At 44.7% G+C, this 22136-nt stretch carries 18 protein-coding genes; 13 read left to right on the top strand and 5 right to left on the bottom strand.

The window, feature by feature from the left end:
* The first annotated feature begins 245 nt into the window (after window positions 1-245).
* The 5 genes from FTU44_RS10175 (at window position 246) to FTU44_RS10155 (ending at window position 5955) form a co-directional block, all read left to right on the top strand.
* Window positions 246-1505: an esterase-like activity of phytase family protein gene (locus FTU44_RS10175; protein ID WP_257226475.1), complete on the top strand. Its 1260-nt coding sequence runs from the start codon at window positions 246-248 to the stop codon at window positions 1503-1505.
* A gap of 288 nt (window positions 1506-1793) precedes the next feature.
* A complete protein-coding gene (locus FTU44_RS10170) occupies window positions 1794-3158 on the top strand; it encodes an MFS transporter (protein ID WP_171255752.1) in 1365 nt (454 codons plus the stop codon).
* Window positions 3159-3495: 337 nt separating this feature from the next.
* The gene (locus FTU44_RS10165) at window positions 3496-4845 is read left to right on the top strand and encodes an aromatic acid/H+ symport family MFS transporter (RefSeq protein ID WP_005173562.1); all 1350 of its coding nucleotides are present in this window, start codon (window positions 3496-3498) and stop codon (window positions 4843-4845) included.
* A 94-nt stretch (window positions 4846-4939) separates the two neighbouring features.
* Window positions 4940-5614, top strand: coding sequence for a hypothetical protein (locus tag FTU44_RS10160; RefSeq protein WP_180050538.1), 675 nt, complete (start codon window positions 4940-4942; stop codon window positions 5612-5614).
* A 17-nt stretch (window positions 5615-5631) separates the two neighbouring features.
* A complete protein-coding gene (locus tag FTU44_RS10155; RefSeq protein ID WP_180050535.1) occupies window positions 5632-5955 on the top strand; it encodes an ankyrin repeat domain-containing protein in 324 nt (107 codons plus the stop codon).
* A gap of 47 nt (window positions 5956-6002) precedes the next feature.
* Here FTU44_RS10155 and FTU44_RS10150 read toward each other — a convergent pair whose 3' ends face one another.
* Together FTU44_RS10150 and FTU44_RS10145 are read right to left on the bottom strand one after the other, a co-directional pair.
* Complete coding sequence (locus FTU44_RS10150; protein ID WP_005173569.1) at window positions 6003-6554, bottom strand: type 1 glutamine amidotransferase domain-containing protein; 552 nt, start codon at window positions 6552-6554, stop codon at window positions 6003-6005.
* Window positions 6555-6933: 379 nt separating this feature from the next.
* Window positions 6934-7623, bottom strand: coding sequence for a TIGR04219 family outer membrane beta-barrel protein (locus FTU44_RS10145; RefSeq protein WP_180050532.1), 690 nt, complete (start codon window positions 7621-7623; stop codon window positions 6934-6936).
* 135 nt (window positions 7624-7758) lie between these two features.
* Between FTU44_RS10145 and FTU44_RS10140 the strand changes: the two genes are divergently transcribed.
* The 4 genes from FTU44_RS10140 (at window position 7759) to zupT (ending at window position 12300) form a co-directional block, all read left to right on the top strand.
* A complete protein-coding gene (locus tag FTU44_RS10140) occupies window positions 7759-9207 on the top strand; it encodes an aldehyde dehydrogenase family protein (RefSeq protein WP_180050529.1) in 1449 nt (482 codons plus the stop codon).
* 596 nt (window positions 9208-9803) lie between these two features.
* Window positions 9804-11279, top strand: coding sequence for a sodium-dependent transporter (locus FTU44_RS10135; protein WP_074383770.1), 1476 nt, complete (start codon window positions 9804-9806; stop codon window positions 11277-11279).
* A 10-nt stretch (window positions 11280-11289) separates the two neighbouring features.
* A complete protein-coding gene (locus FTU44_RS10130; RefSeq protein WP_005173576.1) occupies window positions 11290-11400 on the top strand; it encodes a methionine/alanine import family NSS transporter small subunit in 111 nt (36 codons plus the stop codon).
* 90 nt (window positions 11401-11490) lie between these two features.
* Window positions 11491-12300 carry a zinc transporter ZupT gene (gene zupT, locus FTU44_RS10125; RefSeq protein WP_074383769.1) on the top strand — a complete coding sequence of 270 codons (810 nt, stop codon included), beginning with the start codon at window positions 11491-11493 and terminating at the stop codon, window positions 12298-12300.
* A gap of 71 nt (window positions 12301-12371) precedes the next feature.
* Here the strand turns inward: zupT and rsmB are convergent, their stop codons facing one another.
* Window positions 12372-13679 (bottom strand): 16S rRNA (cytosine(967)-C(5))-methyltransferase RsmB, encoded by a 1308-nt coding sequence (rsmB, locus tag FTU44_RS10120; RefSeq protein ID WP_180050526.1) that lies wholly within the window; start codon window positions 13677-13679, stop codon window positions 12372-12374.
* Window positions 13676-14638, bottom strand: a complete 963-nt coding sequence (gene fmt / locus FTU44_RS10115) for a methionyl-tRNA formyltransferase (protein ID WP_180050523.1) — start codon at window positions 14636-14638, stop codon at window positions 13676-13678. The genes rsmB and fmt overlap by 4 nt, the downstream gene beginning before the upstream one ends.
* Before the next feature lie 408 nt (window positions 14639-15046).
* Between fmt and ilvD (FTU44_RS10110) the strand changes: the two genes are divergently transcribed.
* From ilvD (FTU44_RS10110) to FTU44_RS10095, 4 genes are all read left to right on the top strand, one after another.
* The gene (gene ilvD / locus FTU44_RS10110) at window positions 15047-16876 is read left to right on the top strand and encodes a dihydroxy-acid dehydratase (protein WP_180050520.1); all 1830 of its coding nucleotides are present in this window, start codon (window positions 15047-15049) and stop codon (window positions 16874-16876) included.
* A 388-nt stretch (window positions 16877-17264) separates the two neighbouring features.
* Window positions 17265-18950, top strand: coding sequence for a dihydroxy-acid dehydratase (ilvD, locus tag FTU44_RS10105; protein WP_180050517.1), 1686 nt, complete (start codon window positions 17265-17267; stop codon window positions 18948-18950).
* Window positions 18951-19101: 151 nt separating this feature from the next.
* Window positions 19102-20424 carry a hypothetical protein gene (locus FTU44_RS10100; protein ID WP_180050515.1) on the top strand — a complete coding sequence of 441 codons (1323 nt, stop codon included), beginning with the start codon at window positions 19102-19104 and terminating at the stop codon, window positions 20422-20424.
* Complete coding sequence (locus FTU44_RS10095; protein ID WP_180050512.1) at window positions 20405-20692, top strand: chorismate mutase; 288 nt, start codon at window positions 20405-20407, stop codon at window positions 20690-20692. The genes FTU44_RS10100 and FTU44_RS10095 overlap by 20 nt, the downstream gene beginning before the upstream one ends.
* A 122-nt stretch (window positions 20693-20814) precedes the next feature.
* Here FTU44_RS10095 and FTU44_RS10090 read toward each other — a convergent pair whose 3' ends face one another.
* Window positions 20815-22110, bottom strand: a complete 1296-nt coding sequence (locus tag FTU44_RS10090; RefSeq protein WP_180050509.1) for a solute carrier family 23 protein — start codon at window positions 22108-22110, stop codon at window positions 20815-20817.
* Window positions 22111-22136 lie beyond the last annotated feature (26 nt).

The raw sequence follows: 22136 nt of genomic DNA, 5'->3' as shown, positions 1-22136 counted from the left end.
CCTTCCCGAACTCAGAAGTGAAACCTCTTTGCGCTGATGGTAGTGTGGGGTTACCCATGTGAGAGTAAGTCATCGCCAGCTCATTATTCGAAACACCCCCTGCTTATGCAGGGGGTGTTTTTTTGTGTGTGGGGTTTATAATTATTAAGATAAAACTGTCCTTAAAACTTCATCTCATCGCAACTGTCCTGTCATTCACACTGTATTAAATAAGACGTCGACTTTATAAAAAGATGAATAGACGTATGAGAAAAATTTCTTTAAGTTTCCTGGCGGTCTCTGTATTCGCTCTGACGGCATGCAATGAATCCGATGATAAAACCCTTCAGCCCATCGAAAGCGTAACTGAACCAACTTTGGTGTCTTTTGCCAAACTGGATGTAGAGACCTATGCAGAAGGCCTTGATTCAGGACGAGATGTACGTGGGGCAAATGGTATTTTTCCTCCATTTTCAGGCCAGCCTGTACAGGGTTTTTCTGCTGCATTAAAGCAGCCGGATGGAACTTATCTGGTGATGTCGGATAATGGCTTTGGCTCGCAAGATAATTCTTCTGATTATTTATTGCGTTTGCATCATCTTTCTAGCGATTTCAGAACCAAGGCGGGCGGTACAGCAACTGTCAAACATTTATCTTACATTCAGCTTCGTGATCCGAACAAACTGATTCCTTTTGAAATTGTCCATCAGAATACTCAAGAGCGTTTATTGACAGGTGCTGACTTTGATCCGGAATCTATGCAGCGCGCGCCCAATGGCGATATCTGGATTGGAGATGAATTTGGCCCTTATTTATTACATTTTAGTGCAGATGGAATATTAAAAAGCCCGCCGATTGCTTTAGCTGATCCATTAGAAGCTGGAACTGAACTCAGATCTCCACAAAATCAGCTAAACAAGGGGACTACCGGTTATATTGACGGTTATATTGAACCTTTGGTACAGCGGAGTGGGGGCTTTGAAGGTATGGCAATTTCCCCCAATGGTCGCTATTTATATCCTTTACTTGAAAAACCTTTATTAAATGCCACGACGCCACAACTAATCATTTCAGAATTTGATCTGGAAAAGAAAGTTTATACTGGAAATTTCTATTATTTTGAGTTGGCTTCGAAAGCCTCTGCAATTGGTGATTTTCAGTTATTTAGTGCCAAAGAAGGTGTGATTATTGAACGTGATGACAGTGAAAATAATCTGGGCGGCTATAAAAAATTAATCAAGGTCAGATTGAATCAGTCCGGTGAGTCTGTCGCACGTGAAGAACTGGTTAATTTAATGGATCTGGCCAATCCAGATTTACTTTATGGTCCGGTACGTCCGGGAGATCTTGCCACCGGTCAGCGCTTTGGTTTTCCATTTCAGAGCATTGAAGACATTATTATTGAAGGGCCTGATTTAATTACCGTCTTGAATGACAATAACTTTCCCGGTTCAAGTGGTCGTAATCGAAATCTGGCAGATGATAATGAAATTATTCAAATCCGATTAGCTCAAGCATTATATTAATTTCAGTTTTTTCTCAATTTTAAAACGTTCCCTGAGTCTGAGAACTCAGGGATTTTTATATCGAAGAAGAAGCTTGAATTGTTAAGAAATCATTAAAAACTGGACGCATGGGTTTAGAATTTTGAGCAAAGCTTAAGACTTTAGTCGCATATTGCCTGAAAATTAGCTGTGTTGAACTAAGTTGTTGCACGAACATGGCGATAAGAATCATTAAAAATAATAAATAAGAGTTAGTGGCATGTGTCGTGCTGAAAACAACGAATAATAACTCACAGGAGGTGAGTAAAAATGGTAGAAAACACGAAAATGGCAGCAAATACGGTTAGTGTGAATGATGTGATTGATCAGGCAAAATTCAATAAATTTCACTTAAGCATTGTATTGTGGTGTTTGTTTATTGTTCTATTTGACGGGTATGATTTAGCAATTAACGGTGTCGTTCTGCCTCTACTGATGCAGGAGTGGGGCATGAGTGCTGTTGAAGCAGGCATGCTTGCCAGTACAGCACTAGCCGGCATGATGTTTGGTGCCATGCTGTTTGGGATGCTTGCAGACAAAATCGGTCGTAAAAAAGTGATTTTAATTTGTGTCACTTTATTTAGTGCTTTTACATTTTTGGGTGGATTTACCACCACTCCAACAGAGTTTGGTATTTTACGTTTTATTGCCGGCTTGGGCATAGGCGGGGTATTACCTAACCTGGTTGCGTTAACCTCTGAATATGCGCCTAAACGTTTAAAAAGTACACTTGTAACTACCATGTTTAGTGGTTATGCCGTAGGTGGGATTATGGCTGCATTATGTGGTACATGGTTTACTCCAAGTTTTGGTTGGGAAATTATGTTCTTCATTGCAGGTATTCCCTTACTTTTTGTTCCATTGTTTTGGAAGTTCTTACCTGAGTCTCTAACTTTCTTGGTTAAAGAACAAAAAATGAATGAGGCACGTCATTTTATAAAACGAGTTGAGCCAACTGCAGACGTACGAGCAGACACTGAACTGGTTCTAGCCACAGGCGATCAGACACAAAGTGCATCAGTAAAAGCGTTATTTACAGAAAATCGTGCAATGGGAACATTCTTATTCTGGATTGCTTTCTTTATGTGCTTGCTCATGCTTTATGCACTTGGAAGTTGGCTGCCAAAACTCATGATGGCTGCGGGTTATTCTTTAGGCAGCAGTTTAATGTTCTTATTAGCACTGAATATTGGTGCCGTGATCGGAACCATTAGCGGTGGTATTCTGGCAGACCGTTTTGACTTTAAACCTGTTCTTATTAGTATGTTAACTGTGGGTGTACTGTCTCTGGTTGGTTTAGGCTTTAACTCTCCAACACCTGTTATTTATTTACTTGTCAGTTTAGCAGGTGCTTCATCTATTGGTACCAGTATCTTGTTATATAGCTATGTTGCTCAATACTATCCTGTTGCAGTACGTTCTACCGGTATTGGTTGGGCTTCTGCTGTGGGGCGTACAGGTGCAATTGTGGGTCCAATTGTGATTGGTATGCTGCTGGGTATGGAATTACCACATAAATGGAATTTCATCGCGGTTGCCATGCCGGGTATTATTGGCATCATCGCTATTTCAATGATTCGTCAACCACAACCCGGTCGCGTTCAGGTGAAACAATTAAAAGCAGCCAAAATTTAAACGATCCTCATAGATTCATTCAGCTAAAAAAGCCCCTTTGTCTGAAGGGGTTTTTTATATTTTTAGTATGAAATAAAACCACTCAAAAAAAGTGATTGAGCTAAAAAATCTACAAATTCTGCTTAAATTAAAGTCATTATTATTAATAGCTTAAAATTTAATTTTTAATAATAATGTGACATATCACGCAAATAAATGGCATTACATTTATCATAGCAGAATATCAATTAGTCTTATTGTGCCTTAAATCCCGCTTGCGTATATTGCCTGACATTGAAGATTGCCTTCAATCTTCAACAAAGATGTTATGGACAAGTACTCATGGGAGATGAGAACGATGACAACGGAAAAAATAGATGTAAATTCTGTAGTCGATAATGCGAAATTCACGCCTTTCCACTTCAATGTAGTTGCTTGGTGTTTACTCATTATCTTATTTGATGGCTACGATTTAGCAATCAATGGTGTGGTTTTACCCTTACTGATGCAAGACTGGGGCTTAAGTGCAGTGCAAGCGGGCATGCTTGCAAGTACCGCACTGGCTGGCATGATGTTTGGTGCGATGATCTTCGGTTCCCTCGCGGACAAGATCGGTCGTAAGAAAGTGATCATGATCTGTATTGTATTATTCAGTGGTTTAACTTTTGCGGGTGGCTTTGCCTCAAATCCAACCGAATTTGGTATTTTACGTTTTCTTGCCGGTCTGGGTATTGGTGGGGTCATGCCGAATCTGGTGGCATTGACTTCGGAATATGCGCCACAAAAAATGCGCAGTACCTTGGTAACCACCATGTTTAGTGGTTATGCCGTCGGTGGTGTAATGGCTGCGTTGTTGGGTTCATGGTTTACCCCAAGTTTTGGTTGGGAAATCATGTTCTTTATCGCGGGTATTCCATTATTTTTATTACCAGTGATCTGGAAATTTTTGCCTGAATCGCTGGCATTTATTGTGAAGCAAAACAAGCAGGCTGAAGCACGTCAAATCGTACGTCGTCTGGCACCAAATCTAACGGTTACCGAGAATACAACGCTTACCCTGCCACAGGAAAATGTGCCTGAAGCAGCAAACGTGGTGAGCTTGTTCCGTCGTGGCCGTGCGGTCAATACCTTATTGTTCTGGGTCGCGTTCTTCACTTGTCTGTTAACTATGTATGCTTTAAGCAGCTGGTTACCGAAGTTGATGATGGCAGCGGGCTACTCGATGGACAACAGTCTGATGTTCATGATGGTGATGAACGTGGGTGCGGTTGTAGGTATTGTGGGTGGTGGTATTCTGGCGGATCGTTTCCACTTGAAACCGGTACTGATGTTCCTGGGTATTATGGGTGCGATTGTGATGAGCCTGATGGGCTTCCAGTCGAATTCGTTCCTGCTTTATATCTTGGTGTTCTTGGCGGGTGCAGCGTCGATTGGTTCGCAAATGTTGCTATATAGCTATGTTGCGCAGTTCTACCCACTTGCGGTACGTTCGACAGGTATTGGCTGGTCTTCTGCGATTGGTCGTATGGGTGCGATTGTAGGCCCAATCCTGATTGGTGGCTTACTGGGTATGAACCTGCCAGCTTACTTCAACTTTATGGCAGTCGGTTTACCGGTTCTGATTACTGCAATTGCGGTTGCCTTGATCATGCATGACAATGAGTCTGAAAAGATTGGTTCAATTGAACCAGCAGTATCTAAAGCTTAAAGCTAAGGATTAAATAAGAAGCCTCCGATAGGGGGCTTTTTTATTATTATCATTAAATGATAAATTTAAAAAATATTAAAAAAGTGATAAATAAATGAACCTAAATGATCGTTTTAAGAAGTTTGCGGATTCTGAATATGAATCGATAGATGATATACAGGATATTAAATTTATAGGGCGTAAGGCAGATTATTTTGCTTTTGAGCGCTCATGGATTTTGGAAGTCAAATTTTTAGAAAAAGATAGACAGAGTACAATTAATGACTTTACAAATGATCAAGTAGATAAAGATCAGGATTTCCCAGAATTTTTTGGGACTGTACATATTGAAGAGTTGATCCAAAAACATAAAGATCCTAATTTTATTAGAAATAAATTATGTGATTATGCCTCTCGAAATTTGCGATCACTTCTTTCATCAGCAGATAAACAAATCTCTGAAACTAAAAAAGCTATAGGAAAAGATGATTGCACAGGGATATTAGTTCTTCTAAATGAAAGAAATGATTTTCATGATCAAGATTTTATTTACCAAGAAATAAGTCGTCTATTACATAGAAAAGATGAACAAGGCAATATTCAAAGAAAACATATACAGGATGTATGGTATATCCATGAATATAAAGAAAATAATAAAAGAAATGTTTTCTCTAGTTTTTTAATGGGTCCTACAGCTAATATTGAGTCAGTTAAATCATTAGGAAATTTTTTGCACATGGATTGGATTAGTTATAATGGATATGCTTTTATACCCTCAGACTTAAAATAAATCTTGAGGTAGATTCTATGCAATTCGACTCATTCTCCCCAATCCCTGAAGATGATGACGAATTACATCTTCCTGAACTGGTGTACTGGGCTTCTTTAGGCGATGTTGAACAGGTCGAGCAAGGCTTACAGGAAGGTCTGGACGTTAACTCTGCCGACGAAGAAGGCTATAGTGCTTTACAGGCCGCTGCTGAAAATGATCATCTGGAAGTGGTCAAACTCTTGGTCAGCAAGGGTGCTGATATTGCACATCGCAGTCCTAATACTGCTTTAGAATTGGCCGAAATGGCAGGCAATAAAGAAGTGATGGTTTATCTAAAAAGCTTGACCGGAACTATTTAAAGCAAAAGAGAACCTTAATCATGAGGTTCTCTTTTTATGGTAGGAACTTAGGCAGCATCGCCTTCAAGTTCTTTTAAAATGGCTTCATTAAAGGCCGGAAGATCATCCGGATTCCGTGAAGTAATCAGTACCCAGCCACCGGTATTACAGCGATGCACTTCTTCATCGACCCATTTTCCGCCGGCATTTTCCAGATCCAGCTTGATGCTTTTATACGAGGTCAGATTCTTGTCTTTAATTCGATCTGCATCAATTAAGGCCCATGGCCCATGACAGATCGCCGCAATCGGTTTGTGATTGTCGGCAAAATGCTGAATAATTTTCTGGGCATCCTGATTAATTCTTAAAGTATCTGCGTTGACTGTACCACCTGGAATCACCAACAGATCATAATCATTCAGGTCGACATGGTCAAAACTGGTATCAGGCGTATATTGGGTAGCAGCTTTGGTATCACCTTTGACAGTGGCTACATCTTCATTTTTTTCTGCAGCATGAATCACTTCAAAACCTTTGGACTTTAAAAAATTTAAAGGCTCAGTCAGTTCATCATGTTCAATACCTTGATTGGATGTAATAAAGAGGACCTTTTTTACCATGATTGCTGTTCCCAAAAAATGTGAGGATTTTTAGCTTAACAACAAGCCGATTTTTACAATGTTGGAGTTTTAACTCGGAACTGTTAAGCAATGATAAATAAAGCAATGCACAGAAAAAGAAATAGCAGAAAAAAAGCCCCAACATCCTGTTGGGGCTTTTTCCGTATCTCGTGATTTAGGTATAACTCCTGTCGTACCTCACGTCCTGATGCTTGCTTATTCTTGTTGTTTTTAGGTTTTCGGAGCATCCTGCTCTCTATGTGTCTAAAGTAATACACAAGCAGATTTTGTACCAGCAGCAGATTGCGCTTATTGTTGTACGCTTTGACTTACATGAACGCAGAGAAATTGAGCACGACCAGCTGCTGAATTCTTGGCATCAAAAATGTACATCTAAGCCAATATACGGGCCTTTAAATTCCAGCTGTAAATCTGGACGTTGATCCTGTTGAAAATCTACCGTCATCATGCGATAACCGATTTTGGCACCGACATCGACCAGCAGATTATCAATAAAATCATATTGTAACTCAGCCTGTACATCGGTCTTTTTACTATCGCTGCCATGACTGTAAACGGCTTCTGCTTTGGCACTCAGTCCGGTAAATGGCAATTTAACCCCTGCAGTTGCATAGAGCAGTGGAGTGTATTCATCCAGATCGTATTGCGTGAAAGCCTCGGTATTCAGGTTTTTTACCGTACCCTCCAGATTGCTTAAGCCTGCGCCTACATCGGCATGTACCACGGTATCCAGTAATTCGTAATACAGAATATAGTCAATATTCTTCAGTTCGATTTCTGAGGCATTGATCGGAGTGCTTTGTTCGCTGTTGCTGTCCAGATTGACATATTTGATTTTGGCATTTGGCAACAGTGGCACTGGATGTTCAAAAGCCACGGACAGCTGCGCCGTACCTTGTCGATCCAGATCATGTTTCATACTGCTATTTTCGCTATAACCGTTAAAATTCCAGTAGCTGAGATCGGCTTTTGCCCCGATGAAATCTGCATGACTGAGCGTGCTTAATCCAAAACTGAAGAATAATGTGGCGAGTATTTTTGTCTGCATGACAGTGAGTCCCTAAAGCTTTATTAAAATTGAGCGTGTCTGGTTACTTAAAAACATCTTCTTAATATTTATCAGCAAGTGCATGATATAGAGAATTTCAAAAATGTATATCCTAGGATTTTGAAGGACTAAAAAATGCGATCTACAGCAGTACAACAGTGTAAAGACTATTCATTCTATGTGGCTGGTCAGGCGGTTCAGACCGGAGAATGGCTAGAGGTTAAACATAAATATACGCAAGCACTCTATGCACGTGTAGCTTTGGCCGATGCCAAAAGTCTGGAGCAGGCCATTCAGTCTGCCCTAGACACCGAGGCAGAGATGGCGGCTTTAGAACCCTTTCAAAAACAGAAAATTCTACTGCATTGTGTAGGCCGCTTTCATGAAATACGCGAAGAACTGACTGAAATTCTGATTGCAGAAGGCGGTAAACCGCGCAAAGCGGCAGAAGCCGAAGTCGAGCGTCTGATTAATACCTTTCAAATTGCCGCAGATGCCGTGACTCAAATCGATCAGGGACGTATGCTGCCTTTGGCTGTAACCGCGGCAGCATCGGGGTATCAGGGTATGGTTAAGCAGGTGCCGATTGGCGCAGTGTCTTTAATCAGCCCTTTTAATTTTCCCTTAAATCTGACCGCCCACAAAATTGCACCGGCAATTGCTGCCGGTTGTCCTTTCGTGTTGAAACCCGCCAGTCTGACGCCGATTTCTGCCTTGAAAATTGCCGAGATTCTGGCGGAAACCGATTTGCCGAAAGGCGCATTTTCAGTTTTACCCTGTCCGCGCGAGCTGGCCGATGTGCTGGTCACCGATGACCGTTTTAAATTACTCAGTTTTACCGGTTCCGATGTGGTGGGTTGGGATATGAAAGCGCGAGCTGGCCGCAAAAAAGTGGTTCTGGAGCTGGGCGGTAATGCCGCAGTGATGATCGAGCCGGATACCGAAATTAATGATGCCTTGATTACCCGTCTGGTTGGCGGTGCTTATGGTCATGCCGGGCAGGTCTGTATCAGTGTGCAGCGCATTCTGGTGCATCAGGATATTTATGCCGAAGTCAGAGATAAACTGCTTGCAAAACTCAAACATCTGAAAGCCACCGATCCAAATCTGAGCACAACTTTGGTGGGGCCGATGATCAAGGAAGCAGAAGCCAAACGCCTGAAAAAATGGCTGGAAAAAGCACTGAAAAAGGATGCCAGAATTCTGGCAGGTGGTGAGCTGGATGGAGTGATGTTCGCACCGACTTTATTGGAAAACGTGGATCATAATCTGGAAATTTACCGTGATGAAGTCTTTGGTCCGGTGGCGATGATTGAACCTTATCCTGATTTTGAAGCGGGAATTGCCTGTATCAATCGTAGCCGTTTTGGCTTGCAGGCCGGAGTTTATACCCAGAACTTGAACAAGATGCTGTATGCCTGGGATCATCTGCATGTCGGCGGGGTCATTATCAATGACATTCCATCTTTCCGGGTGGACAACATGCCCTATGGTGGGGTGAAGGATTCAGGTTTAGGCCGTGAAGGGATTCAATCTGCCATTCGCGATATGCAGGAAGAACGGATGCTGGTGATTAAATCTTAAGTAAATGACATCAATCGCTCAGATCCCGTGATGGATTTGCTGCAGGTCAGACCGGGGTATTGCAGTCCATTTTTAGATGTCAAAAATGCACGTGGAGCAGGGCGATCAGATCTCTGCTCCGCGCATTTCAGCTATAGAGTGGCTCACATCGCGATAAGCCTTTGACTTTAATTCTTCTATAAATATAAGGCGATTTGGATGATCGCAGCATGAGCTTTGCTTGACTACGGTTCTGTAGTCAAACTTAAGAAAGATATATTCCAAAAAGTTTGTCAATATATAACCTGTAAAATCAGGTGGGTTTCGTTGAATTATTGAACGCTTAATTCGAATAGATTATAAATAACGAATATTTTCAGCAGAATTTACAGAAAAAATTTAAAAAAGTCAGTATTGTTGAACCATCTACAAGGTCAGCTTTTCGATCAGACTTTAAGCAAGATGTAAGACCTGCTGACCTGTTTGTACATTAGAATTCGACGCCCAAAAGGTGCAGCTCTAATCCAAACACCCAAAATAATTGAAATGCTTCTTTATTTGCTTGCGCTATAACCATAACAAGCAGCATCTGAAGGGGTTTAAAGTTTAGGTGTTCTATGACAGAAACTCGTGAGAATTGGTCTGCACGATCAGGATTCATTATTGCAGCCATTGGTTCCGCCGTTGGCTTGGGAAATATCTGGCGTTTCCCTTATGTGGCTTATGAAAATGGGGGTGGGGCATTCCTGATCCCTTACCTGATTGCGATTTTTGCAGCAGGTTTGCCTTTATTGTTTTTAGACTATGCGGTCGGACACAAGTTCCGTAAAGCACCACCCATGGCCTATAAAAAACTCATGAATGCCGAATCCTTGGGTTGGTGGCAGGTGATGGTGACCCTGATCATCGGGATTTACTATGCCAGCGTCTTGTCTTGGGCCGGCAGTTATATGTTCTATTCCTTTGGGCAGCAGTGGGGCACAGATACCCAGGACTTTTTCTTTAACACTTATCTGCAAAATGGTGAAGGTTTAAGTTTAGGTTTTGTTCCTGTCCTGTTTTTCGGTCTGGTGGTTGTTTGGGCTGCGGTGATGCTGATTCTTTACGGTGGGGTACGCCGTGGGGTGGAACTGGCGAATAAAATCTTTATGCCACTTCTGGTAATTTTATTTTCTATTCTGGTGATTCAGGCGGTACGCTTACCGGGTGCAGTCGACGGCTTGAATGCTTTCTTTACGCCGAACTGGGAGGCCATGAGTAACTATAAAGTCTGGCTGGCCGCATTTGGTCATATCTTCTTCTCACTGTCGGTGGGCTTCGGGATTATGTTGACCTATGCCTCTTATTTGAAACGCAAAACCAACTTGACCGGTTCTGGGATCGTGGTAGCACTGGCCAACTCATCCTTTGAAATTCTGGCGGGTATTGGTGTATTTGCAGCGCTTGGTTTTATGGCCTTCAGCGCAGGTGCAAATGTTGAAGATGTCGTATCTGGCGGTATTGGTCTGGCCTTTATTGCTTTCCCGAAAATCATTTCCAGTTTAGGTGCAGGTGGTGACCTGTTTGGCTTCCTGTTCTTTGCTTCATTGACCGTTGCCGGTATTACCTCGATGGTCAGTATCCTGCAAGTTCCGATTGCCGCATTCCAGGACAAACTGGGCTGGTCGAAGAACAAGTCAGTCACGATTATTGCCGGTGGTTCAGCGGTGATTTCTACCTTGATGTTCTCGACCCATAGTGCGATTACCTTTGTCGACATTATTGACTACTTTGCCAATAATATCGGTATTGTCGGTGGTGGTTTGATCTCCATTATTCTGTTGTCGTGGTTCCGTCGTCCATTGATGAAACAGCTGGAAGGCCATGTGAATCAGTTTGCCAGCGTGAAACTTGGTCGCAGCTGGAACTTCATGCTGACCGTCATCACGCCGTTGTCCTTATTAATGGCATTGGGTCTGACCCTGAAATCGATCATGGCAGAAGGTTATGGTGGCTATGCTGCCAGCACCCTGTGGATGGTGGGTGGAGGTGTCATGGCATTCTTTATTCTGGGCGCCATTCTGTTTAGTCTGGTCAAAGACCGTCATAGCTAGGAGAGCGACTATGAATACATCTGCACTGGTGATGATGATCATCTCTATCGTTTTATTGTGGGGTGGTCTGGTACTGTCCGTGATTCATCTGGCAAAAAATCCGGAAGAACCAGAAGACTAAAAATCTTCACATAAACCTACTGTTTTACTGTAAACGAAAGTCATTATCATCTATGGTGATAATGACTTTTTTAATGGCTGACGATTTGGCATGATTTCCGTTTCAGATGGACAAGTCTATACAGCCTTTGCCGTGACCTTCTTCGCTGGGCTTGCCACCGTGTTGGGTGGAGGACTGATACTCTTCTTAAAAAAACCCAATTTCCGTCTGCTGGCCTTTGGTCTGGCCTTTGCCGCGGGCGCCATGATCTATGTTTCTTTAACCGAAATTCTGAATAAATCGATTGCCTCCTTTAGTCTGGCTTTTGATGAAAAAACCGGTTTTGCCTTTGGCACCTTTGCATTTTTGTTGGGCGTGATTCTGGTGTTATTGCTGGATCATTTTGTGCCGAATCCGCATGAAACTGTTGAAACGCATGCCAGTGAGGGCGTCAGTTCACCGCAACTATTGCGTACCGGTATGCTGACTTTATTCGCCATTAGCGCACATAACCTGCCAGAAGGTCTGGCGACCTTTTTTGCCACGCTGGAAAGTCCTGCCTTGGGTGCGCCTTTGGCGGTGGCAATTGCGATTCATAATATCCCGGAAGGTGTGGCAATTGCCTTACCAGTGTATATGGCGACCGGACGCAAAGATTATGCGCTCTGGGCCAGTCTGGTGTCGGGACTGGCTGAACCTTTGGGTGCCGCCTTGGGTTACTTTATTCTGGCACCTTATATGAGCGATACAGTATATGGTTTGGTTTTTGGTTTAATTGGCGGGGTGATGGTCTATCTGGCACTCGATGAGTTATTGCCGACTGCAAAACGTTATTCCGAAGGGCATGAAACGGTATATGGACTGGTGAGCGGTATGGCTGCGTTGGCCAGCAGTCTGGTGATCTTTAAGTTTATTCAGTAAGTCCTGTTGCCATCCGGCAACTCCATAAAAAAAGCAGCCTAAGCTGCTTTTTTTGATTGTAAACTAATGATTTATGCGGTCTTTTCAATATGGCAATAGAAGAAACCGTCGCCTTGATCGGCTGTTGGTAACAACTGACGACCGTGAATCTGTTCGATGCCCCAATCGGCTTCAATCTTGATTTCTTTGGCATCGCTATGCTGGGCAAAGAACTCGACCATCTGCTGTTCATTTTCCGCTTTTAGAATCGAACAGGTGATGTACAGCAAGCTGCCGCCAACTTTCAGCTGCTGCCACATATTTTCCAGAATCTGCTTTTGCAGCGCGACGGTTTGCGGAATATCTGTGGAATGACGCAGCAAGCGAATATCCGGATGACGACGAATCACACCAATCGCAGAACATGGCGCATCCAGCACAATACAGTCGACCGGTTCAGGCGCTGTCCAGCTAATGGCATCGGCTGCAATAATTTCAACTTCGGCATAATCGGTTAACAGTAAGCGTTCCAGATTTTCTGCCACACGCACTAAACGTTTGGCATCCTGATCAATTGCATACAGCTTTTTCGGGCTGTATTTTTCCAGAATATGCGCAGTTTTCCCACCCGGCGCAGCGCAGGCATCCACCACGACCTTGCCTTCAAGATCAGGCACTAAAGTTGCGCAAAGCTGTGCGTGTTCATCCTGAACCGAGAAACCGCCAGCTTCATAGCCCGGCAGGTTTGGAATATGTACATTCTGTTCCAGCACAATGCCTACTTCAGACAGGGTACAGGCGCGTGCCTCATAACCTTCTTCTTCCAGAATTTCCAGATATTCATCACGGCTGACCTGATTGACATTGACACGCAAGGTCAACGGCGCAATCTGTTTTAACTCGTGCGACAGTTCAGCCAGCTGTTCCGGCCAGTCTTTCTTTAAACGCTTAAATAACCAGCTTGGCAGGCCATGCGCCTGATTTAAAGCCAGATCAAATTCTTCTGTTTCACGTGAAACACGACGCAGCACCGCATTGACCAGACCACTTAAAGGTTCGAATCCCAGCTGTTTGGCTGCTGTCACCGTTTCTGAAATCGCAGCATGCGCCGGAATACGGGTACATAGAATCTGGTATAAACCCAAATATAAGCAGCTTTCTAGAGCTTGGTTATCGAGAGGTTTGGTTAACAGTGGCAGGGTAATGGCTTTCAGGCCATGCCATTGACGTAAACAGCCTAAGGTTAACTCGTGATACAAGCCACGGTCACGTTCAGACACGATATTGATATGTTGATTGAGTACAGAAGCAAGTGATTGGCCGTTTTGTACAGCCAATAGCGTTTTGACAACTTGCGCGCGCAAATTCAAGTTTTTAGCTGATGATTGAATTTGGCTCATGTGAATTTATATCCTAGCGATAGTTTTTGAGTTTGATTAATTTGAACAGCATTCAGGGCTTTGCCGCCCGGCCATTGCAGATTGGTGATGCAAATGGCGCTCTGATCACCACACATTACATGTACGCCGTCTTTATCCAGGGCAATCACTTCGCCAGGCAAAGCATTACTTGCGTTGTGCGTAGAAAGTGATGAGTTCCAGATGCGTAAATTGTTGCTGTCATCCAGCGGGGTAAAGGCTACTGGCCAAGGATTAAAAGCGCGGATATTACGGTCAATCTCTGCCGCAGCTTGTGTCCAGTCAATTTGCGCTTCTGCTTTAGACAGTTTATGTGCATAGACCGTCAGGCTGTCATCTTGCACTTCACGCTGTGCTAAATAGTGCTGCAAGGTCTGTTCCGATTCTAAAACCTTTAGCGTCGCTTCAGCGCCCTGTAGCGCCAGTTTGTCATGCAGGCTGGCAGAGGTATCTTCGGCGGTAATTGGGCAGATGGTTTTGTACAGCATGTCTCCGGTATCCAGACCGGCTGCCATTTTCATAATGGTCACACCGGTTTCGGTATCGCCAGTAGCAATCGCGCGCTGAATCGGGGCTGCACCGCGCCAGCGTGGCAACAGGGAACCATGAATATTCAGGCAACCATATTTTGGTGTATCCAGAACCACTTGTGGCAGGATCAGGCCATAGGCCGCCACCACCATCACATCTGCATTTAAGGCTTTGAGTTCTGCTTGCGCTGCCAGACCTTCTTCAGTCGAAGATTTGAAATGAAGCGGTTGGTACACTGGAATATTGTGTTCAAGCGCCAACTGCTTGACCGCAGATGCCGTGAGTTTTTGTCCGCGTCCGGCCTTGCGGTCAGGCTGGGTATACACCGCCACAATTTCATGCTCGGTTTTGAGCAGCGCAGCCAATGCAGTCGCTGCAAATTCTGGTGTGCCTGCAAATATGATCTTCACACATGAAATTCCAAATAAACTTAAAGCGTATTATAAGCCAAAAGCCAAATTTCAGCCTAATCGTTGCAAAAACTTATTGAATAAGACCGGTGAGTGCTTGAATTTCAGTGGAATTTTTATATAAAAAAAACTCATGCAAATTGTAAAAATTATTCATGAAAGTTTTGTATTGTCCTGATGATGATGACGGTATAGTAGATTTCATCAAGAAATTTTTATCGTCAGATCATTACGACCTCTCTATAGACATTTTTGCCTGCATCTACAACCAAAGGGTCATCTTGTAAAACGAGGGCTTGTAGTATGATAGGTGTAAAATTTAACTGATTTAAGCTTATTGTCAGTATGATTTAGCCAGAGTGGATCTGTCCGGTTCATTTCAAGCTCAAACTTTGTTGGAAATATAAAATGCCTGACTATCGTTCAAAAACATCGACACACGGAAGAAATATGGCTGGCGCACGCGGTTTATGGCGTGCTACCGGAATGAAAGATGAAGATTTCGGTAAGCCGATTATTGCGGTGGTGAACTCGTTCACCCAGTTTGTACCGGGTCATGTGCATCTCAAAGACCTGGGTCAGCTGGTGGCACGTCAAATTGAAGCGTCAGGCGGTGTGGCAAAAGAATTCAATACCATTGCAGTCGATGACGGCATCGCGATGGGTCATGACGGCATGCTGTATTCATTGCCTTCGCGTGACCTGATTGCAGACTCGGTCGAGTACATGGTCAATGCGCATTGCGCCGATGCCATGGTGTGTATCTCAAACTGTGACAAAATTACCCCGGGCATGTTGATGGCTGCGATGCGTCTGAACATTCCCGTGGTATTTGTCTCTGGTGGCCCGATGGAAGCGGGTAAAGTCCAAATCCGTGGTAATGAACAGGCGATTGACCTTGTTGATGCGATGATCGTGGCTGCAGATGACAACTATACTGACGAAGAAGTCAAAGCCTATGAACGTTCTGCATGTCCAACCTGTGGTTCATGTTCAGGAATGTTCACGGCGAATTCCATGAACTGCTTAACCGAAGCGCTTGGTTTATCTTTACCGGGCAATGGCTCTACGCTGGCAACCCATGCCAACCGTAAAAAATTATTCGAGCGTGCAGGTCAGTTGATTGTGGAAATCACCAAGCGTCATTATGAGCAAAATGATTACAGCGTATTGCCGCGTAATGTTGCAACCAAAGCATCGTATGAAAATGCCATGACTTTAGATATCGCGATGGGGGGTTCAACCAACACGGTTCTTCATTTATTGGCTGCTGCACACGAAGCAGAAGTTGACTTCACCATGGACGACATTGATCGTTTATCGCGTAAAGTGCCAGTGCTATGTAAAGTTGCACCTGCGGTTAAAAATGTTCACATGGAAGATATTCACCGTGCCGGCGGCATTATGTCAATCCTCGGTGAATTAGACCGTGGCGGCTTACTCGATACCTCTGTACCTACCGTACATGAAGCGACCTTAAAAGATGCTTTAGACAAGTGGGATATTATCCGTACTGAAAATGAAGAGGTGTATAACTTCTTCAAATCGGCGCCGGGCGGTGTACCGACGCAAACAGCATTCTCACAAGATCGTTACTACACCCGTTTAGATGGCGACCGTGAAAATGGTGTGATTCGTAATGTTGAACATGCTTTCTCGCAAGATGGTGGTTTAGCAGTTCTTTATGGCAACATCGCACTGGATGGTTGTATCGTCAAAACAGCAGGCGTGGACGACTCCATCTTAAAATTCAATGGCACAGCACGTGTCTTTGAGAGCCAGGATTCTGCAGTAGAAGCAATCTTAGGTGGCAAAATCACGGCAGGTGATGTGGTGGTGATCCGTTACGAAGGTCCACGTGGTGGGCCGGGTATGCAAGAAATGCTGTATCCAACCAGTTACTTAAAATCGAAAGGCTTGGGTAAAGACTGTGCGCTTGTCACCGATGGTCGTTTCTCTGGCGGTTCATCAGGTCTTTCCATTGGTCACGTTTCTCCAGAAGCAGCTGAAGGCGGTGCGATTGGTTTGGTTGAAGATGGCGACCGTATCGAAATTGATATTCCAAATCGTAGCATTCATTTAGCGGTTGAAGATTCGGTGATGGCTGAACGCCGTGCAGCGCAAGAAGCCAAAGGCTGGAAACCCGCTGAAGAGCGTCCGCGTAAAATTTCAAAAGCATTGAAAGCCTATGCAATGCATACCACTAGTGCGGCGAAAGGTGCGGTACGTGATATCTAAGCTGTAATCTTATAGTACAGAAAAGCACCTCTAGATGAGGTGCTTTTTTATTTAATGAAATTTATAGGTTCAGTACAGCGCAGTCTTAAAGGAAATTGGCTAATTGCAGCTTATAAGCTTCGGTTTGACCTACTTTTGTTTCGGCAAAAGTAGGCAACCACTCTCATCTGCAAAACTCGTCCGAAACTAGCTTTTTTCACTTAGATCGCAGAAACAGTAAATATTAATTGTAGTCCTGCCTCGGACAGTTGCAGATGACTTTGGCATGTATCAAATATTATAGAAACACCTGAAAGCTGTATTGCTCTGTTTTAATTCTATACAATGATCTTAAAATAAATTGCCAAAGACCGAAGCCTAACATTGGTCATCGCCAAGGAATAAAATAATGAGTAAAGATAATATCCGCGAACATTCAGCCCCTGTCTATGAAGGCATTGAAAATGCACCGGCGCGTTCCATGATGCGGGCTACCGGTTTTCAGGATGAAGATTTTAAGCGTCCATTTGTCGGCATTGCTTCGACCTGGGCCAATGTCACGCCTTGTAATATGCATATTGATGAGCTGGCCAGAACCGTCGAACAGGGCGTGAGTGCGGCAGGTGGCAAGGGCATTATCTTCAATACCATTACCATTTCCGACGGGATTTCTAACGGCACGGAAGGCATGAAATATTCACTGCTATCACGGGAAGTGATTGCAGACTCGATTGAAACTGTAGTGGGCTGTCAGGCCTATGATGGGGTGATTGCCATTGGTGGTTGCGACAAGAATATGCCGGGCTGCATCATGGGACTGGCACGTTTAAACCGTCCGGGCTTGTTTATTTATGGTGGGACCATCAAGCCGGGTGAAGGCCATACCGACATGATTTCGGTATTTGAAGCAGTCGGTCAATATGCCAAAGGTGAAATCAACGCAATTCAGGTCAAGCATATTGAAGAAGTGTCCTTGCCGGGTCCGGGTTCTTGTGGCGGCATGTATACCGCCAATTCCATGGCCTCTGCCATTGAAGCCTTAGGCATGAGCCTGCCAGGTTCATCGGCGCAGGAAGCCATCTCGGAAGACAAGCAAATCGACTGTGCCCGGGCCGGTGAAGCGGTGATGAATCTGCTGCGACTGGACATTAAACCGCGCGATATCATGACCAAGGCGGCTTTTGAAAACTCGATTAAAGTATTGATTGCCTTGGGCGGTTCTACCAATGGCGTACTGCATCTCTTGGCGATGGCACATACCGCAGGGGTGGAATTGAGTCTGGATGACTTTGTCCGGATTGGTAAAGATATTCCCGTAGTCGCTGATGTGCGTCCTTCAGGTAAATACCTGATGTCTGAGCTGATCGCGATTGGCGGCATTCAGCCACTGATGAAGCGCATGCTGGATGCTGGTATGCTGGATGGTTCATGCCTGACCGTGACCGGTAAAACCCTGGCCGAAAACCTGGCCGAGGTAGAAGATTATCCTGAAGGCCAGCAGATTATTCTGCCTTTTGATGCGCCGGTGAAAAAAGACTCGCATCTGGTGATTTTAAAAGGCAATCTGTCACCTAAAGGTGCTGTGGCCAAAATTACCGGTAAGGAAGGTCTGCATTTTGCTGGTCCGGCTCGGGTATTTGAAGGAGAGCAGGGCGCCATGCGTGGAATTCTGGATGGCGAAGTCCAGCCGGGTGAAGTGGTGGTGATTCGTGGCGTCGGCCCTAAAGGTGGTCCGGGCATGCCGGAAATGCTGAAACCGACTTCTGCGATTATTGGTAAAGGTCTGGGTGCTTCGGTGGCTTTAATTACCGATGGACGCTTCTCTGGCGGCAGTCATGGTTTCGTGATTGGTCATGTGACGCCAGAAGCTTATGAGGGCGGCCCGATTGGTCTGGTGAAAAATGGTGATCAGATTTCGATTAATGCCGAAACTCGGGAAATGACCTGGCATGTCGCGGAAGAAGAAATTGCCGCACGTCAAGCAGCCTGGACCAAACCTCAGCCAAATTATACGTACGGTGCGCTGGCCAAATTCGCCAAACTGACTTCAGGGGCAGAAACCGGGGCAGTCACTGACCTGAATCTTGACCTCTAATCCATTGTTAAACATTGAACATTTGCTTATGACTTGATATAAGTTTTTACAGCATGCAGGGCTTTGGCTTCTGCGATCTTAAAAATAGATTATTCTGCGCAGCTTCTCATGTGTTGAGCTGCGCACTGTCATTCTTGTCGAGGCCGATCTCATGTCCCTGTTACGCCGTTGGTTTGATCCAATCCGATCGAGTTGGTTTTACCAAAAACCGACCCGTCAAACGGTGTTATCTATTCAAGATGGGCTGAGTATCCATTTAAGACTGGATGATGTGTACAGTTATCTGGCGGTACAGCAGTTGCCCCAGCTCGAAGAAATTTTAAGTCCAGAACTCAAGCCGCTGAAAGTCATCATTTCCAGTGAGCATGCCGAACCGCCGAACCAGATGTCTTTTGATGAATGGCAGCACTATACGATTAATGATGCCAAAATCTTGTCGAAACAGCATCGTTTCAGTTTTCATGATACCCCGGAATTACCGACCGCTGAGGCCTTAAAACAGGCCGAACTGATTTTGCGACATACACCGCTGCGTGGACAGGATTTCCTGTATTTACTGGAAGATGTCTTCCATATGCTTTGGCAAAAACAGACCGGAAAATTGCGCACCTTATATGCCATGGCCAGTCGCCATCATCAGCCACAGGATTTTCCCGAACGTATTTTTGACCAGACCCCGATTCTGGCCAGCTATTTCAATTTAGGCGGTCGCCAGTATCAGGCGGTCGATGACCTGTTGCGTCTGACCCGGCGTCTGGAGCAGCAAAAACTGCTGACTGGTAATCCGATTTTTATGATCGATCACATTGAATGGCGTGAACATCTGATCAGTGATGCCGAGGAGCTGAACGAGATCCACTCGATGGATCCGGAACTGGACTTGTATATCGCGCTGGAAGATCCGATTTCCTGGCTATTACTGGCCTATATCAAGGAAGAACTGGCGGATTATTATAATATCCAGCTAAATGTCTATCCCTTGTCCTATCGCGGTCGGGATGATTTTGACTGGAGTCTGGCCACACGGTTATCCAAACGGACAGAAGTAGAATTTACCCCGTTCTGCCGGCCGACCGAGCAGGCGATTGCGCCAATGGCACAATTATTTTATAGCTGTCCCGAGGAGCAGCGGATCGAGGCGATGTACCAGCTCTTGCAGGCCGTCTGGACCCGTGGTGAAGACCTGTCTTATGCACCCCATTTCAAACGTTTGCAGCAACAGTTAAATATTGTCGATCTGACCCAGGACGATATTCTGGCCAAGCTGCAGGACAATGATATGCTCTGTGAAATGAAGTCGCAGCCGAATTTTCCGGTACTGGAACTGCGCATAGATGATCAAAGTTATACATTTAATAGCCTATATCGGGTCTGGATGATTGAAAGTATTTTCAGTAATGTGTTAGAAGAAAAGTATAAGAGTAATAATCAAACTGAAAGTGAACTGAAAAAACATGGAAAAGATCAAAGCTGAATCACTAGAACATGCACGTCAACAGATCGATGCCATTGATACAGCTTTAGTTGAGCTGATCGCTGCGCGTCAATTTTATGTTGATCAAACCACCCGTTTCAAAAAAACCGAAACCGATTTACAGTCACCAGAACGTATGGAACAGATTGTAGAAAATGTCAGAGCTCTGGCGCAAAAGCAGGGTATCGATCAGGAGTTTATTGAACATCTATACCGTGAAATGTTCCAATACTTTATTCAACGTGAACTGAAAGAGTTTCGTCCTTAAACAGACACGTGCTTTAATAGAAGCCTTGCGGGGTTTGTTGTTATTGCACTGGCTATAAATTTGAACCCTATCAACATAAAAAAAGCAGCCTAAGGGCTGCTATAAATTTTCAAGTTTTACGGTTATTTTTTATCGGCCAGACTAAAGAACCAGTTCAGGAACAGTGCAGCAAACGTTGCCGTACCAATACCACCCAGATTGAAGCCACCAAAAGTCAGGGCAAAATTACCCGTACCTAAAATAATGGTCACCGCAGCCACCATCAGGTTCTTGTTCTGCGAAAAATCGACCTTGTTCTCAATCCAGATTTTGGCACCGGCAATGGTAATCAGACCAAAGACCACAATCGAAGCACCGGTCAGAATCGCTGTCGGAATCGTGTGAATAATCGCACCAAACTTCGGCGATAAACCCAGAAACACAGCAAAGACACCCGCGACTGCAAAGATGATGGTGGAATACACGCGGGTGACTGCCATCACGCCAATGTTTTCCCCATACGTAGTCATGCCCGGCGCACCGACACCCCCTGCCAGAGTGGTTGCAACACCATCGGCCACAAAGGCTTTACCAATATGCGGATCCAGATTTTCTCCGGTCATCGCACCTACAGCCTTGATATGTCCCAGATTTTCAGCCACCAAAATCAACGCAATCGGTGCAATGATCAGCATGGCATTGACTTCAAAAGTCGGCGCATGGAAAGTCGGTAAACCGAACCAGGCTGCTTGCTGAATGGGAAGGAAGTTGATAGCAGTGCCATAACCCATGACATTGCTGAGTACAAAGTAGATCAGATAAGCCAATAACAGGCCGACCAATAACAGCAGGCGCTGTAATAAGCCACGGGTGAATACGGCAATTGAACCCATGCACAGCACAGTGACCAGGGACATCCACATATTGAAGGTATTGCCCATCACGCTTTTCACTGTGACTGGAGCAAGGTTCAGGCCAATGATCATCACCACGGCACCGGTCACTACCGGTGGCATCAGCTTTTCAATCCAGCGCGTGCCGGTCGCCATGACCAGAAAACCCATCAGGGCATAGAAGATACCACAGGCAATAATACCGCCGGCTGCGACGCCAATATTGGGGTTGAGTCCACCACCACCGGCATAACCGGTTGCCGCGATGACCACCCCAATAAAGGCAAAGCTTGAACCTAAATAACTTGGAACCCGGCCACCGGTAATCAGAAAGAACAGGATGGTACAAATCCCTGACATTAAAATGGCCAGGTTAGGGTCAAAGCCCATTAAAAAAGGTGCCAGTACAGTCGCGCCAAACATGGCAAAAGCATGTTGTACACCCAAAACGACCGTTTGTGCGGGTGGCAAATACTCTGCGGTACCTACTGGGCGTGCATCGATGCTGCCCTCATAAGGGCGCCATTTGGGAAACCAACTGGACATAAAATGAGCACTCGAAAGATAAATTG

Origin of the sequence: Acinetobacter sp. YH12105 (assembly GCF_013419095.1) — a bacterium.
GTDB classification, from domain to species: Bacteria; Pseudomonadota; Gammaproteobacteria; order Pseudomonadales; family Moraxellaceae; genus Acinetobacter; species Acinetobacter pseudolwoffii.
The sequence above is the reverse complement of the archived record's forward strand: the minus strand, read 5'-3'. Positions and strand labels throughout refer to the sequence as shown.

Excerpts from the sequence above, each read along its gene's own strand:
- FTU44_RS10175 (WP_257226475.1), top strand. The coding sequence starts at position 246 with ATGAGAAAAATTTCTTTAAGTTTCCTGGCGGTCTCTGTATTCGCTCTG.
- FTU44_RS10170 (WP_171255752.1), top strand. The coding sequence starts at position 1,794 with ATGGTAGAAAACACGAAAATGGCAGCAAATACGGTTAGTGTGAATGAT.
- FTU44_RS10165 (WP_005173562.1), top strand. The coding sequence starts at position 3,496 with ATGACAACGGAAAAAATAGATGTAAATTCTGTAGTCGATAATGCGAAA.
- FTU44_RS10160 (WP_180050538.1), top strand. The coding sequence starts at position 4,940 with ATGAACCTAAATGATCGTTTTAAGAAGTTTGCGGATTCTGAATATGAA.
- FTU44_RS10155 (WP_180050535.1), top strand. The coding sequence starts at position 5,632 with ATGCAATTCGACTCATTCTCCCCAATCCCTGAAGATGATGACGAATTA.
- FTU44_RS10150 (WP_005173569.1), bottom strand. The coding sequence starts at position 6,554 with ATGGTAAAAAAGGTCCTCTTTATTACATCCAATCAAGGTATTGAACAT.
- FTU44_RS10145 (WP_180050532.1), bottom strand. The coding sequence starts at position 7,623 with ATGCAGACAAAAATACTCGCCACATTATTCTTCAGTTTTGGATTAAGC.
- FTU44_RS10140 (WP_180050529.1), top strand. The coding sequence starts at position 7,759 with ATGCGATCTACAGCAGTACAACAGTGTAAAGACTATTCATTCTATGTG.
- FTU44_RS10135 (WP_074383770.1), top strand. The coding sequence starts at position 9,804 with ATGACAGAAACTCGTGAGAATTGGTCTGCACGATCAGGATTCATTATT.
- FTU44_RS10130 (WP_005173576.1), top strand. The coding sequence starts at position 11,290 with ATGAATACATCTGCACTGGTGATGATGATCATCTCTATCGTTTTATTG.
- zupT (WP_074383769.1), top strand. The coding sequence starts at position 11,491 with ATGATTTCCGTTTCAGATGGACAAGTCTATACAGCCTTTGCCGTGACC.
- rsmB (WP_180050526.1), bottom strand. The coding sequence starts at position 13,679 with ATGAGCCAAATTCAATCATCAGCTAAAAACTTGAATTTGCGCGCGCAA.
- ilvD (WP_180050520.1), top strand. The coding sequence starts at position 15,047 with ATGCCTGACTATCGTTCAAAAACATCGACACACGGAAGAAATATGGCT.
- ilvD (WP_180050517.1), top strand. The coding sequence starts at position 17,265 with ATGAGTAAAGATAATATCCGCGAACATTCAGCCCCTGTCTATGAAGGC.
- FTU44_RS10100 (WP_180050515.1), top strand. The coding sequence starts at position 19,102 with ATGTCCCTGTTACGCCGTTGGTTTGATCCAATCCGATCGAGTTGGTTT.
- FTU44_RS10095 (WP_180050512.1), top strand. The coding sequence starts at position 20,405 with ATGGAAAAGATCAAAGCTGAATCACTAGAACATGCACGTCAACAGATC.
- FTU44_RS10090 (WP_180050509.1), bottom strand. The coding sequence starts at position 22,110 with ATGTCCAGTTGGTTTCCCAAATGGCGCCCTTATGAGGGCAGCATCGAT.